Source organism: Enterobacter sp. CPE_E890 (assembly GCF_046521475.1).
GTDB classification, from domain to species: domain Bacteria; phylum Pseudomonadota; class Gammaproteobacteria; order Enterobacterales; family Enterobacteriaceae; genus Enterobacter; species Enterobacter adelaidei.
In genome coordinates, this window is sequence record NZ_JBKFZW010000001.1 from 2,134,378 (window position 1) to 2,151,232 (window position 16,855).

The window sequence follows — 16,855 nt, forward strand, 5'->3', positions numbered from 1 at the left end:
GGCAAATTTTGGAAGGGTATGCAGTAAAACTACGGGCGCATATTGCGCCCTGAGGGATCAGTTGCCCAGACCGCGACCGGCGTCTTTGGCTTCAATCAGCTCGATTTTGTAACCGTCCGGATCTTCCACAAACGCAATCACGGTAGTGCCACCTTTGACCGGGCCCGCTTCGCGCGTCACGTTACCGCCGTTGCTGCGAATGCGCTCACACGCTTCGGCCGCGTTGTCCACTTCCAGCGCGATATGGCCGTAGGCCGTACCCAGCTCATAGCTGTCTACGCCCCAGTTGTAAGTCAACTCAATCACCGCTTCGTCCATTTCTGGGCCATAACCCACAAACGCCAGCGAGTATTTGTATTCCGGGTTTTCACTGGTGCGCAGCAGTTTCATACCCAGGACGTTAGTGTAGAAATCAATAGAACGTTGCAGATCGCCAACGCGCAGCATGGTGTGAAGTAGGCGCATAATTTCCTCATTAACCTATGGAATAGAATATGTTTTTGAACAGAAACGATGTTTTAGTATAGCGGCGAATTGTCGCCGCTATCAATGCTCATTGGAGGGATTACAGAGAAGGGTAGTCGGTGTAGCCTTCTGCACCACCGCCGTAGAAGCTTTCCGGACGCTGTGGGTTCAGTGCCGCTTTCTGCTGCAGGCGGGCAACCAGATCCGGGTTGGCGATGTAGTCGCGGCCAAACGCGACGGCGTCGATCAGACCTTTATTGATCAGATCTTCGGCTTTCTCAGGAGTATAGGCTCCCGCACCGATGATCACGCCGTGGAAACGGTCGCGTACTTTCTGACGGAAAGCCTCTGTGTAAGGCTGACCACCGGCCCAGTCGGGCTCGGACATGTGCAGATAAGCAATACCACGTTTCGCCAGCTCTTCAATCAGATACAGCGCGTCCGCTTCTTCGTTCGGACCGTTGTCGACGTTCTGGAAAGAGCCAATCGGGGAGACGCGGATACCAATACGATCCGGACTCCACTCCTGGCATACGGCGTCAACCACTTCCAGTACCAGACGGGCACGGTTTTCGACGCTGCCGCCATACTGATCGGTGCGATGGTTAGACGACGGTGACAGGAACTGATGCAGCAGGTAGCCATGCGCGGAGTGCAGTTCAATCAGGTCAAACCCGGCTTCACGCGCATTGGCTACGGCCTGGCGGAAGTCGTTAACGATACCCGGGATCTCGTCCAGCTCAAGTGCGCGTGGCATAGAAGTATCAACGCGGATTGCGTGACCATTTTCATCACGCAGTGAAGTACGGGTATTCGCGCTCAGGGCGGAAGCGGAAACCGGTGCCTGACCGCCTGGCTGAATGCTGTTGTGAGAGATACGACCGGTGTGCCACAGCTGAACCGCAATACGACCTTCTTCAGCGTGAACGCCCGCGGTGATTTTCTTCCATGCGGCGATCTGTTCCGGGCTGTGAAGACCCGGCGCGCCCGCATAACCTTTAGCCTGAGCAGAAATCTGTGTGGCTTCCGTGATGATCAGGCCAGAGCTTGCGCGCTGACGATAGTATTCACCCATCAGTGGGGTTGGGATGTCACCCGGCTCAATGCTGCGTAGACGGGTAAGCGGAGCCATAAACACGCGGTTTGGTGCAGTGACGGCACCCACTTTCAATGGGGTAAATAATTTTTCAGCTGACATAAAGACTCCTGAGTAGACCAGTCGACTAGTAATGAGGTAAATAAAAACGCCTGTTAAACGCCAGGCGTAGTAATGCTGTTTTTCACATGTGCCAGTGCGCTTTCCAGCGGCACGGCACTGCGCGAAATCTTGGCCTGCAGATTAGCGCCCAACCAGAGGGCGTATAACACCTGCGCCTGAGTTAAAGGCTCACCGGAAAAGGCCAGCGTTTTTTCATCGCGGCCTTTCTCCAGTGCCTGAGCCAGCAGGGCGATAACACCACTGGCACCTTTATCCATTGCCGTGCGCATGTCTTCGGAGAGATCGCACACTTCAGCAGAAAGTTTTACCGTCAGACATCCGCTGATAATGCCCTGCTGGCAGAACTGGTTCAGCGTTTCCTGATAGTAGTTCAAAACACGATCGCGATAGTTACCTTTACCCGATGCAAAGTGGGTCGCCAGACGCTGGTGATAACCAGCATAATGACGCTCCAGCATTGCGACGCCAAACGCCTCTTTGGACCGGAAGTAGTGGTAAAACGACCCCTTCGGTACCTCAGCGGTTTTTAATAGCTCGCTCAGGCCCATACCGGTGAATCCGCGATGCATGCAAAGTTGCTCGCCGGTCGCCAGTAAATGTTCGCGGGTATCGTGTTCAGTATTTCTGCTCATGGCCGCACTCTAATAGACCGTTCGGTCTAATGCAAGCAAGTTTATTGACGACACGCGTGCAGAATATCCAGTTGCTGTTGATAAACCGTTGATTTCACGTCCATCATGCCCAGTACAGTCGAGAACAAATTGTCCTGAGAAACCGCATTTTTTGCCGCATGGTCACGTAAACACTGCTCGTTGATGCCAAAATTTTTCGCATAGTCCGGTGACAACCAGAACATAAACGGAATGTGTGTTTGCTGTTCCGGTGCCAGCATGTACGGTGTACCGTGCAGATAGATACCGCTTTCACCCAGCGATTCGCCGTGATCTGAGAGGTAAATCAGCGCAGTGTTCATGCTTGCCTGTCGTGCTTTCAACGTATCAATCGTTTTACTGACCACGCTGTCGGTATACAGGATCGTGTTGTCATAGGTGTTTATCAGCGCCTGATGATCGCAATCCTGGATTTCGTTGGTGTCGCAGGTTGGGGTGAATTTACGGAAATTATCCGGATAACGGCGATAGTACGCGGGGCCGTGACTGCCCATCAGGTGGATAACCAGAACGGTATCTTGCTTCAGGCCATCCAGGACGTTGTCTAGGCGGTAGAAATTCACGTCGTCGATGCAGGACTTGTCTTTGCAGAATTGATCCAGTTTCCACTGCGTCATGTCGGTATGGGGGATGCGATCGCAGGCACCTTTACAGCCGCCATCGTTGTCGCGCCACAGCAGATTGATACCCGCATGCTTGAGCACGTCGAGCAGTCCTTCCCGATGATGAGCCAGGTCAGCATCGTATTTGCTGCGCGTCATGCCGGAGAACATGCAGGGAACGGATACCGCGGTTTCAGTACCACACGAGGAGGCTTGCGGGAAGTTAATCACATCCTGCTTTTTCAGTTCCGGGTTTGTTTCGCGTTCGTAGCCGTTCAGGGAGTAGTTCGCCGCGCGTGACGCTTCGCCGACGACAAGCACCAGAACGGTTTTCTTTTGCTGACCTGAAATCAAGGGTCCTTTGTGTGCATCTTCGCCAATCCGCACCAGCGTCTGATCGCCTGCAAACCAGCGCATTTTGCTGTATTTCATCACGGCACTGACGTAGTTCGCGGGGGTGACCATTTTGACAATGCTTTTGTTATTACGAAACAGCGACGCGTAATCTTTATAAAATACGGCGGCAATAAGGATAATCACCAGCAGGGCACCGAGCATTGCGGCAACGCGCATCAACAGGGCATACCACCATTTCCCGGTACGAATGCGGGTCAATACCAGCACTACGGATGGAATGAGACCGGCAACAACAATCCACAAAATCATCTGTGGCGTTACCAGGGCGGTGGCTTCCTGGGAGTCCGTTTCGAACACGTTCACGATCATGTTCTGATCGATAACCGCGCCGTAGGTGTACATAAAGTAGGTGGCAGCGGCGCACCCGAGCGTCAGCACAATCAGCAGCGGTTTGCGAATAAAGGGAATATTGAGCAGGCTAAACACAATCACCCAGCCGCAAAACAGCACCAGCGGTACGGTAGCGGCAAAGAGGATATCGTGAAGGTGAACGGGGGCGATAATTGCCCAGCTGCGTTGTATAAATAGCGCGTTGACCAGGGTAAAGAAGAGCGCACAGCCCAGAGTAAATTTAATGTCGTTACACTGTAACTTTTTAATTAACCGCATCGAATGAAAAACCTGTCATTTTAATGATGGGGCGAGTATAGAGAGGGAAGATTAGTGAAACCTTAATGCCACAAATCTGGGGTAAAGCCCTTGCACGCGGCATGTTTAACGTCTTCACTGTAAGTGATAGCGGTAATCTGGAGGTGAGTGTGGCAGAGCAACTGGAGTTTTTCCCCATCCAGAGCCCGTGCCGGGGTATTTGTCAGGTAGATGAACGCGGATATTGCCGCGGGTGCATGCGTACCCGTGATGAACGTTTCAACTGGCAAACCTTTAGCGACACGCAAAAACAGGAGGTGCTGCGACTCTGCCGACAGCGACTTCTGCGCAAAATACGCGCAAATAAAGCGGGTGAGGCAGAAGAACCCCAGCAACCTTCACTTTTTTAACACGGTAATTGCGTATACTCATGACATCACGTCCTTGAGGAAAATGTTATGGTTCAGCGAATTACCCTTGCCCCCCAGGGGCCAGAATTCTCCCGTTTTGTGATGGGCTACTGGCGCCTGATGGACTGGAATATGTCCCCCCTCCAGTTGGCGAGCTTTATTGAAGAGCATCTCGATTTAGGGATCACCACGGTCGATCATGCCGATATTTATGGTGGCTACCAGTGTGAAGCCGCGTTCGGAGAGGCGCTCAAGCTGGTTCCGGCCCTGCGCGAACGCATGGAGATCGTCACGAAGTGCGGTATTGCCACCACGGCAAAACCTGAGCATGCCCTCGGTCATTACATCACCGACAGTGCGCATATCATCAAAAGTGCTGAGCAGTCGCTGGTCAATCTGGCGACGGATCATATCGACCTGCTGTTAATCCACCGTCCCGATCCGCTCATGGATGCCGATGAAGTGGCCGAAGCGTTTCTGAATCTGCATCAGAGCGGGAAAGTCCGTCATTTTGGCGTCTCAAACTTTACCCCGGCACAGTTTGCGCTGCTTCAGTCGCGCCTGCCATTTACCCTGGCCACTAACCAGGTCGAGATATCCCCGGTTCACCAGCCGCTGCTGCTGGATGGGACGCTTGACCAGCTACAACAGCTGCGCATTCGCCCGATGGCGTGGTCGTGCCTGGGAGGGGGACGCTTGTTTAATGACGATGAATTCCAGCCGCTGCGCAATGAACTGGAAACCATCGCCCGCGAGCTCAATGCTGAGAGCATCGAACAAGTGGTGTACGCGTGGATCCTGCGCCTGCCGTCAAAACCACTGCCAATTATTGGTTCTGGTAAAATTGAACGCGTACGCTCTGCGATTGCGGCAGAAGAGCTGCAGATGACCCGTCAGCAGTGGTTCCGCATCCGTAAAGCCGCACTCGGCTACGACGTACCGTAAACCAGCAAAAAGTGACTTTCCGGTGAAATGTTTGCCCCTGGTATAAACTTAAGGGGCAGAAAATAACCCGTGGAGGTCATATGAAGCGTTTTGCTCTGGCGCTCGTCACGCTGGTAGTCTGCGCTGGTGCGCAGGCGGCCAGTGATGAAGTGGAAATGAATCTTGTCACCTCTCAGGGTGTGGGGCAGTCAATCGGAACGGTGAAAATAACCGAAACCGACAAAGGACTGGAGTTCGCACCCAACCTCAAAGCACTCCCACCCGGCGAACATGGTTTCCATGTTCATGCCAACGGTAGCTGTCAGCCTGCACTGAAAGAGGGAAAGGCCTCGGCGGCGGAGTCGGCGGGCGGCCACTTTGATCCTCAGCATTCAGGTAAACACGAAGGTCCGAACGGGATGGGGCATCTCGGCGATCTCCCTGTGCTGGTGGTGAATAACGACGGCAAAGCCACGGAACCCGTCGTTGCACCACGGCTGAAAAAGCTGGCTGAGATTAAAGGCAAAGCGCTGATGATCCATGTTGGCGGTGACAATATGTCCGATCAGCCTAAACCACTTGGCGGTGGCGGAGTGCGTTATGCCTGCGGCGTAATTTGATCCTCAATGGTTCCCGGAGGAGGCGCTTGCTCCAGCTGCCACAGCGAGCAGTGCAGGCGCCAGATGATCGAGGCCAAATCTCGAGCAGCGGGCAAATGGTGCCGCGCGAGGGTATCGCAGATCCGCTGCAGCTCAGCCAGTGTGGCTTCGAGGGGACGTTGCTGGACACCGCGTTCACTCATGACATCGCGTAGCAGGGAGATGCAAACATCCCGAACCTGTGAGAGGGGATCAGAGCGTGTTTCCCATACGCGAAGCTGCCAGACGACGTGCGAACAGTTCAACAGCACTACGCCCCAGCGCAACAGCCAGCGGCGGGAAAGTGCGTCCTGGCTGTTATTCAACTGGCTGACATGGTGATAAACCAGCGATTCATACTCATTTTCACTCAGATGCGGTTTACGACTGAGTTGGTCGACAAACCCCCGGCGTAACTCCCGGATGTGCCGACGACTCTTGCGCGCATCTGAACCGGGGCGTAACACCGCGAAGGCCAGCCAGGCCAGTCCGACACCGAGGATCTTCGCCAGGTTGTCATTGAGAAAACTGGCGTAATCGTAAACCGGCGGATTCGTCACGGAAATAAACGACCCCATAAAAACAATCAACTGTCCCCATAGCCCCGCCAGTTTGGGCATTTGCAGCTTCAGAAGCTGCATGGTGGTTAACAGCGGAAACAGAAACAGCAGGAACTGCCACAGGTCACTTATCTGCACCATCAGGCCGAACTTCACCACAAAACTGAACAACGACAGTAATACCAGGGTGCGCATCAGCAGCGTAAGAGAGTTAAACGGTGAGGCAGCAACGGAGTAAAGCACGCAGCTGATGGCAGCGAGCGTCAGGGCAGCTGTACCGGAGTCCCACTGCGTGGCAATGCTCCACGCCCCCACCAGCATCAGTGCGCAGAAGGTGCGAAAGCCGCTCCAAAGTGCTTCGAGATAGTCTGTATGGCGTGCGAGCGCTGGACTACCCGGGACGTTGAATTCAGTCACCGGGGTGGCATTCTCGACGGCGTTAATCCAGCGGCTGCTTCGCAGATACAGCCGGCAAAAATAATTAAGACGCTGCCAGAAGGCGCGATGACGATAATCGTACTCATCGACCGGGGCGAGCGGCGCAATGATCTTCGCGACGGTGTAGATGTCCGCATCCGGGCGTGCAAGCGTTGCGAGCAGTACGTCAATCACCGCACGGGTGTTTTCTGGTGGCGTCGGCCAATTGAGTAACATCCGGCGCAGGCTGGAGATAGCGCTGGTCATGCGCAGCTGCTGGTGCAGCAGAAAGTTAAGCAGGGTATTCTGACGGCGAAAGCGGTAATGGCTCCAGAAGGCCTGGATGCGTAACAGATTCATGGTCAGGATCTGCCCGATGACCTTTTCATGGGCGAGACGGATCTCATCGTTGGTATCAGGTTGCCACAGCAGGCTTGCGTGCTCCAGCAATCGGGCATGCATGGTTTTCAGCGCGGTGATGAGCGCGGTGCCGTCCGACGTACTGGGCAGGATCATCATCATAAACCCGCCGCTGAGGATACCGACAATCACTTCACAGACGCGCGCCTGAGCGATACCCCACAGTTCGGTGGTATCGAGTACGTTAACCACCGGAAAGGCAATGATGGCGGCGGTATAGCCCGCCAGCTGGAAAGCATAGGCGACGTTGTTGGTAAAATGAGCGCAGGCCCAGGTACAGCATCCCAGCCATGCCGCCATGCTCAGCAAGAACAGCCATGGATCGTTCAACGTATGACCGGCGATAATTAACGCTGCAGTGGCACCCAGCAGGCTGCCTGCGATACGACCGAGGCTTTTACTGATAACACCTCCAACCGTGGGAAAACTCACCACCGCCGCAGAGGTCATCGCCCAGTAGGGTTCATCAAGGTTCAGGTAATAGGCGATGGTCAGCGCAAGACACATCGCGATGCCATTACGCAGCGCATAGCGCCACTGGGGACGCGTCGCTTTCATCCACGGCGTGTTACGCCAGGAGAGCACCTGCAGTTTCATTAACGGGTTCCGATGGAGACGGTACAGGTCGTGCCGGATACCAGGGTGATTTCCTGCGGTAGACGGTCAAACTCTACGCGAACCGGAACGCGTTGAGCCAGACGCACCCAGGGAACGTTCGGCTTAATGTCCGGTACCAGGCCGGAATCCGTTTCAACGCTTTGATCGTATATCGCCCGACCAATACTGGATACGTGACCCTGTAACTTTTTCGAGCTGCTATAAAGGGTTATGGTTGCCGGAGAACCCTCGCGGATATGGCGAAGTTTGGTCTCTTCAAAATAGCCCACGACATAGAAGGAGTGGCTGTCGACGAGGGCAAACACCGGCTGTCCGGTAGTGGCATAGTTACCCACACGCGCTGAAAGGTTGGTCACCCATCCGTCGACAGGCGATGTTATAACGGTTTGGGTTAACTCCCACTGGGCTTGTTTCAGCGTAGCCTCAGCCACATTGACGCTTGCATGCATGGCCTTAACGTTGATATTCGCAGTATCTAAATCTTCTGCAGAGATGTAATTTTGCGATAAATGTCGGCGGCGGTTTGCCTCGTTGTTGGCTTTCGCTAAGTCAGACTGGGCTTTTGCCAGCTGAGCCTGGGCATTCAGAATCGCAATGTGATACGGGGTATCGTCGATACGGAATAGCACGTCCCCCTTTTTAACATACTGGTTATCGTTAACAAGAAGCGCCGTGATACTCCCTGAAACCTGGGGAGTAATGCTGACCTGTTCAGCGCGAATTTTGCCATCACGCGTCCAGGGTGATTGCATATAAAAATTCCACAGCCACCAGCCTGCAACCAGCGCGAGAGCGAGGACAAACAACGTGGAAAAGTACTTCAGCGTTTTCAGGGGCATATTCACCACACCAGCAAGACAGCAAGGCCCAGACACACGGAGAGGGCAAACAGGGAGAGATCCATCAACATGGGATGCCAGATTTCGCCGGAATACATCCAGTCACGAAGCAGACGATGTGCGATGAGCCAGAGAATAAAACCTACCAGTACGGCTTTAAACAGAGGCGGAAAGTAGACTGATGCACCGAAGATCAAGTCCTGAAGGGGCAAACCTTCTGAGTGATGAAAAAACGTCACAGGTAGAAATCCTTTGCAGTGAACAGAATGTCACAATGGCTTGTCTTAGGGAAGGTGCGAATAAGCAGGTCATTTCTTCCCAAGCTGACTCGCTGATTAAAATTTCGCGGATCTGGGCCGATTTTTTTCCCGCAAACACATCGAATCAGCCTATTTAGGCTATTTTTTCCACCATTTCTGGCGTTATTTCCGGTTTTTACTGAGATCTCTCCCACTGACGTATCATTTGGTCCACCCGAAACAGGTTGGCCAGGGTGAATAACATCGCCAGTTGGTTATCGTTTTTCAGCAGCCCCTTGTATCTGGCTTTCACGAAGCCGAACTGCCGCTTGATGATGCGAAACGGGTGCTCCACCCTGGCACGGATGCTGGCTTTCATGTATTCGATGTTGATGGCCGTTTTGTTCTTGCGCGGATGCTGCTTCAAGGTTTTTACCTTGCCGGGACGCTCGGCGATCAGCCAGTCCACATCCACCTCGGCCAGCTCCTCGCGCTGTGGCGCTCCCTGGTAGCCGGCATCGGCTGAGACAAATTGCTCCTCTCCATGAAGCAGATTACCCAGCTGATTGAGGTCATGCTCGTTGGCCGCGGTGGTGACCAGGCTGTGGGTCAGGCCACTCTTGGCATCGACACCAATGTGGGCCTTCATGCCAAAGTGCCACTGATTGCCTTTCTTGGTCTGATGCATCTCCGGATCGCGTTGCTGCTCTTTGTTCTTGGTAGAGCTGGGTGCCTCAATGATGGTGGCATCCACCAAAGTGCCTTGGGTCATCATGACGCCTGCTTCGGCCAGCCAGCGATTGATGGTCTTGAACAATTGACGGGCCAGTTGATGCTGCTCGAGCAGGTGGCGGAAATTCATGATGGTGGTGCGATCCGGCAGGGCGCTATCCAGGGATAATCGGGCAAACAGGCGCATGGAGGCGATTTCGTACAGGGCATCTTCCATGGCACCGTCGCTCAGGTTGTACCAATGCTGCATGCAGTGAATACGCAGCATGGTCTCCAGCGGATAGGGCCGTCGGCCATTGCCCGCCTTGGGATAAAACGGCTCGATGACAGCGGTCATATTCTGCCATGGCAGAATCTGCTCCATGCGGGAGAGGAAAATCTCTTTTCGGGTCTGACGGCGCTTAGTGCTGAATTCACTATCGGCGAAGGTGAGTTGATGGCTCATGATGTCCCTCTGGGATGCGCTCCGGATGAATATGATGATCTCATATCAGGAACTTGTTCGCACCTTCCTTAGTATGATGAGGTATCACAATTCAGTGTAAGTCATACTTTTAAGTTCCATGAATGCAGTATTGCATTTGTTTTGGCAATATAAATGCTGCACACTATTCTAAAATCAGTATAATAACTTAGCAAGCTAATTATAAGGAGATGAAATTGGAATCGCCATTAGGTTCTGATCTGGCAAGGTTGGTACGCGTCTGGCGTGCTCTGATTGACCATCGCCTGAAACCTCTGGAATTGACACAGACACATTGGGTTACGCTGCATAACATTCATCAGCTGCCGCCTGAACAGTCGCAAATTCAACTGGCAAAAGCGATAGGTATTGAGCAACCGTCGCTGGTGCGTACGCTTGACCAGCTGGAAGAGAAGGGACTCATCTCCCGGCAAACCTGCGCCAGCGATCGTCGCGCTAAGCGGATTAAACTCACAGAGAAAGCGACTCCCATCATTACTGAAATGGAAGCCGTGATTACCAAAACGCGGGGTGAAATCCTCTCGGGTGTTTCTCCGGCGGAGCTTGAAATGCTCATCAGCCTTATTGGTCGCCTGGAACAAAACATCCATGAGCTGCAGTCGCGCGACTGACATTCCAAAGGGCCTTGCAACAGCAAGGCCTTTTTCATTTAAAGACGACTACGCGGTTACGGCCTGTCTCTTTTGCTTCGTACATTGCCTTATCGGCACTTTCCACGCACTCTTCTGCAGTAATCCCTGATGAGGTTGCCGTAAATATTCCCATGCTGATAGTGATCGGTTCTGGTAACTGCCCCTCGCTGCTGGCCTTATCAAAGCCGCTCAGATTGAGCCGTATGCGTTCAGCCACCTTGTAAGCCTCTTCTGAAGAGGTGTTAGCCAGCATCAGTACAAACTCTTCGCCACCGATACGGGCCGCAATATCTTGTGGGCGCACGGAATCCATCAGCAGATGAGCGACAAACTGCAACACTTTGTCTCCCTGGAGATGCCCATAGTTGTCGTTGATTCGCTTAAAGCGGTCGAGATCGCTGACGATAACAGAAACAGGACGACTGGCTTTGGCGATATCCAGGGCCTGATTTAATGATTCATAGAAATAACTGCGGTTATAAAGCCGGGTGAGCGGATCGCGAATCGAGTTCTGATACGATTGCTGATACTTTAAATGTGAGTCACGATACAACCTGAAGACATCATAAAGCAGAACAAAAATAATAAGCAGCGTAGCAACTGTTTCAAATAATCGGGCCCGATACCAGGCGATATCTTCAGCGTGTCCGCCAGCCAGTAGCATTGTCAGCGTCACAATATAACAGACGCATAAGAAATTACCGCCAACCCAGAAAAGGTTACGTACCCGGGTAATAAACATTAGTGTTGCTAACGTTACTATCCAGAGAACAATAAGAAGAATATTAATGGCCTGGCTCCAGAGAACCATAAATTGCCGGGTTTCATTATCGACAAGATCCAGTAATAACAGTGATGAATGACTGGAACAAAACCACGCCAGAGCCACCATAGAAACAGTAAAGATAAATCCGCCAGTCACGATGGAAATATGTGCCGGACGTGAAAGCGGGTAATCCCGGATGGTATAAAGCAAGGCTGAAAGGATGATGAGAACCGCCATGATAAGATGGCGGAACATAAAGAAGATCATGGCATCATTATAGTTAACTGCATTGAACTGATAGAGAGCTAACCAGGAAGGGAAGCTGGATAGCGTTCCTACCATCATCATCGCCGAGCCGGCAAAGGCTAAGGCAATTGCAATCAGATACAACCTTCTTCGATCACACCAGTATTTCATTGCCATAAAACAGGCAATAAAAAGGTGAAATACCAGTAAGAAAATGGTCAGCGTAGGGAATAATAACGGAGAGAACGACGGTACCCGTTCGACAAGTTCTAAAAATAAACCCTGCAATAGCCCAATGACGGCAATGCAGCCGATACAGAATAAGAAATAACGGTTCTTCACACAATTATTCATCGCAAGCATATAAGTTTTAACAAAATTATAATAAATAAAAAAAAGGCAATTGCGATGAGTTTAACTAATGAATTTTATAAATACTTTGCGCAGGAACAATATCAAGACTAATTAATAATAAGTTAAGTATATATTTGTGTGAAAGTATTAATTAATATTATATTTTTGTAAATGGATGTGGCCTGGTGACCACATCCAAAAACGAATTAACGTGGAGAAACGGTAACCTGGCTTCCGTTGCTCGCCAGAACAACGCGCTGGCCTGCAGAGAAACGCGTGCTACCTTGTTTCTGAACAACCATGATGGTGCTGCCATCATCTTTACGGATTTCCAGCTCTACACCCTGGGTTTTGTTCATCGCACCCTGAACGCCCTGGCCTGCTACACCACCGGCAACGGCGCCTGCTGCGGTCGCCAGAGAGCGGCCTGTACCACCGCCGACGGTATTACCCAGGAAGCCACCCAGCACAGCACCGCCGATTGCACCCATCACGTTGTTTTCATCACCACCCTGGATTTGTACAGGACGGGCATTAACAACGGTACCGTAAGTCACATTCTGAACCTGTTTCGCTTCAGAAGCGCTGTAAACGTCGCCAGAAAGTGAACTGTCATTCACACAGCCAGCCAGAGTTAAACCAATCAGCGAAACGCCCAGTACACGTAAAATCATTTGAATCTCCTGTTCACCAAAAACGCCCGATTGAGGGCATCCGTTATGGCTAAATTATATGGCATAAGGGGCCATAGTTCATATCTTTGCACTAACAATGGGAAAATTGTACTTGAATTTGACTTAACGAGACATAAACAGTCTTCGCACGTGTTACCCGTCTGACATTGTTAAAAAATATTATCGCCGGATAGCAAAGCAGCGCTGTTTATGGTTGAGTGGATACTCTTAGCCCACGCAACGTAAGGAAAGCGCATGAAATCGGGTCGCTACATTGGTGTGATGTCAGGCACCAGTCTGGATGGGGTAGATGTCGTTCTGGCCGCCATTGATGAAAACATGGTGGCGCAGCAGGCGAGCCTGACCTGGCCAATCCCCATTTCACTGAAAGAGGATATTCTGAGTATCTGTCAGGGGCAGCAACTCACCCTTTCCCAGCTAGGGCAGCTCGATGTACGCCTGGGAGCGCTGTTTGCTGATGCGGTACAGGCGTTAATGCACAAAGAACATCTTCGTCCACAGGATGTGGTTGCCATTGGGTGTCACGGACAAACGGTCTGGCATGAGCCAGGTGGCGAAGCACCGCATACCCTGCAAATTGGTGATAACAACCAGATTGTGGCAAAGACCGGTGTAACGGTGGTGGGCGATTTTCGTCGTCGCGATATTGCGCTTGGAGGACAGGGTGCACCGCTGGTGCCCGCTTTCCATCAGGCTTTACTGGCGCACCCTTCAGAACGCCGTATGGTGCTCAATATTGGTGGTATCGCCAATCTGTCCATGCTCATCCCGGGACAGCCCGTACGTGGCTACGATACCGGCCCGGGCAATATGTTAATGGATGCCTGGATCTGGCGTCAGTGCGGTCAACCGTATGATAAAAACGCGGAGTGGGCGAGCGCGGGTAAAGTGATTATTCCGCTGTTGCAGTCCATGTTAAGCGACCCTTATTTTGCACTACCGGCACCGAAAAGCACGGGGCGCGAATATTTCAACTATGGCTGGCTTGAGCGCCAGCTGGCGCAATTCCCGGCACTCGCGCCGCAGGATGTCCAGGCAACACTTGCTGAGTTAACGGCCGTGTCGATATCTGAACAGGTACTTCTCAGTGGCGGATGCGAACGTCTGCTGGTGTGCGGGGGAGGAAGCCGAAATCCGCTGGTGATGGCGCGTCTTGCCGGGCTACTGCCGGGTACAGAAGTCACGACGACAGATGAAGCGGGTATCAGTGGAGATGATATGGAAGCGCTGGCCTTTGCATGGCTTGCCTGGCGCACGATTGCCGGGCTACCGGGCAATTTACCGTCGGTAACCGGTGCGCGTGAGGCGAGCGTCCTTGGTGCCATTTTCCCGGCCAACCCTCGTCAGAATCAGAGTTAACTGAAATTCAGCGTCGCGTATTGTCGTTAGAATGGAATAAAAACAGGAGGGCAGTCACGCCCTCCAGGACCAGGAAAGTCGTCGGAATACGCTCATGAAAAAACTTCTTCTTATTGTCGCGCCTTTGTTGCTGTCAGGATGCAGCGTCTATAACCAACTCGTTGAGCGTATGCAGACCGATACGCTAGAGTATCGTTGCGATGAAAAGCCGCTGACCGTTAAGCTGAATAACCCGCGCCGGGAAGCCAGTTTTGTGTACGACAATAAATTGCTGACCCTGAAGCAGGGCATCTCGGCCTCCGGTGCACGTTATACCGATGGTATCTATGTCTTCTGGTCGAAAGGGGACAGCGCCACGGTCTACAAACGTGACCGTATCGTGCTGAACAATTGTCAGCTCGAAAATCCGAAGCGTTGAGATTTTTACAGGGGCGGCGCACAATAGCGCCACCCAATCTCAATGTCAGCTAACGCCATGTCAGATAACGACGAACTGCAGCAAATCGCGCATCTGCGCCGTGAATACACCAAAGGTGGCCTGCGTCGCCAGGACCTTCCCGCTGAACCCCTCGTGCTTTTTGAACGCTGGCTGAAACAGGCTTGTGAAGCGAAACTGGCCGACCCAACGGCTATGGTTGTCGCAACGGTCGATGAAAACGGTCAACCGTATCAGCGCATCGTATTGCTCAAGCATTATGACGAGAAAGGTTTGGTGTTCTACACCAACCTGGGCAGTCGCAAAGCACATCATCTGGAAAACAATCCCCGTATCAGCCTGCTGTTCCCTTGGCATATGCTGGAGCGTCAGGTCATGGTGACAGGCAAAGCGGAACGACTTTCGACGCTGGAAGTGGTGAAGTATTTCCACAGCCGTCCGCGCGACAGCCAGATTGGTGCCTGGGTTTCAAAACAGTCGAGCCGAATTTCAGCTCGAGGCGTGCTGGAAAGCAAATTTCTTGAGCTGAAACAGAAGTTCCAGCAGGGTGAAATCCCTCTGCCGAGTTTCTGGGGCGGTTTCCGCATCCCGATTGAGCAGATGGAGTTCTGGCAGGGGGGCGAACATCGCCTGCACGATCGCTTTTTATACCAGCGCGACAATGGCGGCTGGAAAATCGACAGACTGGCACCGTAATCCCCGAAATTTGTTGATTTAAGCGCTAGCGCACACCGCGCTTGCGCTTTATTCTATGGTACTTTCGCATCAGGCGAAAAGTCGTGTACCGGCAAAGGTGCAGTCGTTTATACATGGAGAATTTGATGGCAAGCAGTAACTTGATTAAACAATTGCAAGAGCGGGGCCTCGTGGCTCAGGTGACGGACGAGGAAGCGTTAGCAGAGCGACTGGCGCAAGGCCCGATCGCGCTCTATTGCGGCTTCGATCCCACCGCTGACAGCTTGCATTTGGGGCATCTTGTTCCATTGTTATGCCTGAAACGCTTCCAGATGGCGGGCCATAAACCTGTTGCCCTGGTTGGCGGTGCGACAGGTCTGATTGGTGACCCAAGTTTTAAAGCCGCTGAGCGTAAACTGAATACCGAAGATACCGTGCAGGAGTGGGTGGATAAGATCCGCAAACAGGTTGCACCGTTCCTCGACTTCAACTGTGGTGATAACTCCGCCATTGCCGCGAACAACTATGACTGGTTTGGCGGCATGAACGTGCTGACTTTCCTGCGTGACATCGGCAAGCATTTCTCTGTTAACCAGATGATTAACAAAGAAGCCGTGAAGCAGCGTCTGAACCGTGATGACCAGGGTATCTCCTTCACCGAGTTCTCGTACAACCTGCTGCAGGGTTATGACTTTGCCTGTCTGAACAAACTGCACGGTGTTTCCCTGCAGATTGGCGGTTCTGACCAGTGGGGTAACATCACCTCCGGTATTGACCTGACCCGTCGTCTGCACCAGAACCAGGTCTTTGGTCTGACCGTTCCGCTGATCACCAAAGCCGACGGGACCAAATTTGGTAAAACCGAAGGTGGCGCGGTATGGCTTGATCCGAAAAAGACCAGCCCGTACAAATTCTACCAGTTCTGGATCAACACGGCTGATGCCGATGTATACCGCTTCCTGAAGTTCTTCACCTTTATGGACATTGAAGAAATCAATGCCCTGGAAGAAGAGGACAAAAATAGCGGTAAGGCGCCACGTGCACAGTACGTGCTGGCGGACGAAGTGACCAAACTGGTTCACGGTGAAGAAGGTCTGGCCGCGGCAAAACGTATCACGGCAAGCCTGTTTAACGGTACACTGAGCGATCTGAGCGAAGCGGACTTCGAACAGCTGGCGCAGGACGGCGTGCCAATGGTCGAGATGGAAAAAGGTGCTGACCTGATGCAGGCGCTGGTGGACTCCGAGCTGCAGCCTTCCCGTGGTCAGGCGCGTAAAACCATCGCGTCCAACGCTATCACCATCAATGGTGAGAAGCAGTCCGACCCGGAATATACCTTCACTGACAGCGATCGTCTGTATGGTCGCTACACGCTGCTGCGTCGCGGCAAGAAAAATTACTGTCTGATCTGCTGGAAATAATTAAAAGTAGCCAGGGGCGTGGGAAACC

19 protein-coding genes are annotated in these 16,855 nt (G+C 52.5%); 8 read left to right on the forward strand and 11 right to left on the reverse strand.

Annotation, left to right across the window (positions count from 1 at the left end; translation table 11 throughout):
• Window positions 1-57 precede the first annotated feature (57 nt).
• The 4 genes from gloA to eptA all read right to left on the reverse strand — a co-directional run bounded on the left by gloA (window position 58) and on the right by eptA (window position 3,983).
• A complete protein-coding gene (gloA, locus tag ACLHV9_RS10590) occupies window positions 58-465 on the reverse strand; it encodes a lactoylglutathione lyase (protein ID WP_108090108.1) in 408 nt (135 codons plus the stop codon).
• A 100-nt stretch (window positions 466-565) separates the two neighbouring features.
• Window positions 566-1,663 carry an alkene reductase gene (locus ACLHV9_RS10595; protein WP_049006327.1) on the reverse strand — a complete coding sequence of 366 codons (1,098 nt, stop codon included), beginning with the start codon at window positions 1,661-1,663 and terminating at the stop codon, window positions 566-568.
• Window positions 1,664-1,716: 53 nt separating this feature from the next.
• Complete coding sequence (locus tag ACLHV9_RS10600) at window positions 1,717-2,316, reverse strand: TetR/AcrR family transcriptional regulator (RefSeq protein ID WP_049006325.1); 600 nt, start codon at window positions 2,314-2,316, stop codon at window positions 1,717-1,719.
• Between the two features lie 41 nt (window positions 2,317-2,357).
• Window positions 2,358-3,983, reverse strand: coding sequence for a phosphoethanolamine transferase EptA (eptA, locus tag ACLHV9_RS10605; RefSeq protein WP_108090107.1), 1,626 nt, complete (start codon window positions 3,981-3,983; stop codon window positions 2,358-2,360).
• Window positions 3,984-4,084: 101 nt separating this feature from the next.
• Here eptA and ACLHV9_RS10610 point away from each other — a divergent pair, with 101 nt between their 5' ends.
• From ACLHV9_RS10610 to sodC, 3 genes are all read left to right on the forward strand, one after another.
• Entirely contained in the window at window positions 4,085-4,372 is a 288-nt protein-coding gene (locus tag ACLHV9_RS10610) for a DUF1289 domain-containing protein (protein ID WP_161788399.1), read from the forward strand.
• A 48-nt stretch (window positions 4,373-4,420) separates the two neighbouring features.
• Window positions 4,421-5,317, forward strand: coding sequence for an aldo/keto reductase family oxidoreductase (locus ACLHV9_RS10615; protein ID WP_049006321.1), 897 nt, complete (start codon window positions 4,421-4,423; stop codon window positions 5,315-5,317).
• A gap of 80 nt (window positions 5,318-5,397) precedes the next feature.
• Entirely contained in the window at window positions 5,398-5,916 is a 519-nt protein-coding gene (gene sodC, locus ACLHV9_RS10620) for a superoxide dismutase [Cu-Zn] SodC (protein ID WP_028017295.1), read from the forward strand.
• On the opposite strand, the gene ACLHV9_RS10625 is transcribed toward sodC, so the two are convergent.
• Genes ACLHV9_RS10625 through ACLHV9_RS10645 form a run of 5 tightly spaced genes read right to left on the reverse strand, consistent with a single transcriptional unit; the run spans window position 5,895 to window position 10,204 of the window.
• A complete protein-coding gene (locus tag ACLHV9_RS10625) occupies window positions 5,895-7,928 on the reverse strand; it encodes an FUSC family protein (protein ID WP_407220434.1) in 2,034 nt (677 codons plus the stop codon). The genes sodC and ACLHV9_RS10625 overlap by 22 nt on opposite strands.
• Window positions 7,928-8,788 (reverse strand): efflux RND transporter periplasmic adaptor subunit, encoded by an 861-nt coding sequence (locus tag ACLHV9_RS10630; RefSeq protein ID WP_407220435.1) that lies wholly within the window; start codon window positions 8,786-8,788, stop codon window positions 7,928-7,930. The genes ACLHV9_RS10625 and ACLHV9_RS10630 overlap by 1 nt, the downstream gene beginning before the upstream one ends.
• Before the next feature lie 2 nt (window positions 8,789-8,790).
• Window positions 8,791-9,027, reverse strand: a complete 237-nt coding sequence (locus tag ACLHV9_RS10635) for a DUF1656 domain-containing protein (protein ID WP_028017298.1) — start codon at window positions 9,025-9,027, stop codon at window positions 8,791-8,793.
• Complete coding sequence (locus ACLHV9_RS10640) at window positions 9,024-9,242, reverse strand: hypothetical protein (RefSeq protein ID WP_407220436.1); 219 nt, start codon at window positions 9,240-9,242, stop codon at window positions 9,024-9,026. Before ACLHV9_RS10640 ends, ACLHV9_RS10635 begins: the two co-directional genes overlap by 4 nt.
• Window positions 9,224-10,204 carry an IS5-like element ISKpn26 family transposase gene (locus ACLHV9_RS10645; RefSeq protein ID WP_000019445.1) on the reverse strand — a complete coding sequence of 327 codons (981 nt, stop codon included), beginning with the start codon at window positions 10,202-10,204 and terminating at the stop codon, window positions 9,224-9,226. The genes ACLHV9_RS10640 and ACLHV9_RS10645 overlap by 19 nt, the downstream gene beginning before the upstream one ends.
• 209 nt (window positions 10,205-10,413) lie before the next feature.
• Here ACLHV9_RS10645 and slyA point away from each other — a divergent pair, with 209 nt between their 5' ends.
• Window positions 10,414-10,854, forward strand: coding sequence for a transcriptional regulator SlyA (gene slyA, locus ACLHV9_RS10650; protein ID WP_028017299.1), 441 nt, complete (start codon window positions 10,414-10,416; stop codon window positions 10,852-10,854).
• A gap of 34 nt (window positions 10,855-10,888) precedes the next feature.
• On the opposite strand, the gene ACLHV9_RS10655 is transcribed toward slyA, so the two are convergent.
• Entirely contained in the window at window positions 10,889-12,250 is a 1,362-nt protein-coding gene (locus ACLHV9_RS10655; RefSeq protein ID WP_108090104.1) for a GGDEF domain-containing protein, read from the reverse strand.
• Between the two features lie 197 nt (window positions 12,251-12,447).
• Complete coding sequence (gene slyB, locus ACLHV9_RS10660; RefSeq protein ID WP_008500578.1) at window positions 12,448-12,915, reverse strand: outer membrane lipoprotein SlyB; 468 nt, start codon at window positions 12,913-12,915, stop codon at window positions 12,448-12,450.
• Between the two features lie 255 nt (window positions 12,916-13,170).
• On the opposite strand from slyB, the gene anmK reads away from it, so the two are divergent.
• The 4 genes from anmK to tyrS all read left to right on the forward strand — a co-directional run bounded on the left by anmK (window position 13,171) and on the right by tyrS (window position 16,827).
• On the forward strand, window positions 13,171-14,295 hold the full coding sequence (gene anmK, locus ACLHV9_RS10665; RefSeq protein WP_028017301.1) for an anhydro-N-acetylmuramic acid kinase: 1,125 nt from the start codon (window positions 13,171-13,173) through the stop codon (window positions 14,293-14,295).
• Window positions 14,296-14,389: 94 nt separating this feature from the next.
• A complete protein-coding gene (gene mliC, locus ACLHV9_RS10670) occupies window positions 14,390-14,713 on the forward strand; it encodes a C-type lysozyme inhibitor (RefSeq protein ID WP_108090103.1) in 324 nt (107 codons plus the stop codon).
• A gap of 57 nt (window positions 14,714-14,770) precedes the next feature.
• Entirely contained in the window at window positions 14,771-15,427 is a 657-nt protein-coding gene (gene pdxH / locus ACLHV9_RS10675; RefSeq protein ID WP_028017303.1) for a pyridoxamine 5'-phosphate oxidase, read from the forward strand.
• A 125-nt stretch (window positions 15,428-15,552) separates the two neighbouring features.
• Window positions 15,553-16,827, forward strand: a complete 1,275-nt coding sequence (tyrS, locus tag ACLHV9_RS10680; RefSeq protein ID WP_028017304.1) for a tyrosine--tRNA ligase — start codon at window positions 15,553-15,555, stop codon at window positions 16,825-16,827.
• The last annotated feature ends 28 nt before the right edge of the window (window positions 16,828-16,855 follow it).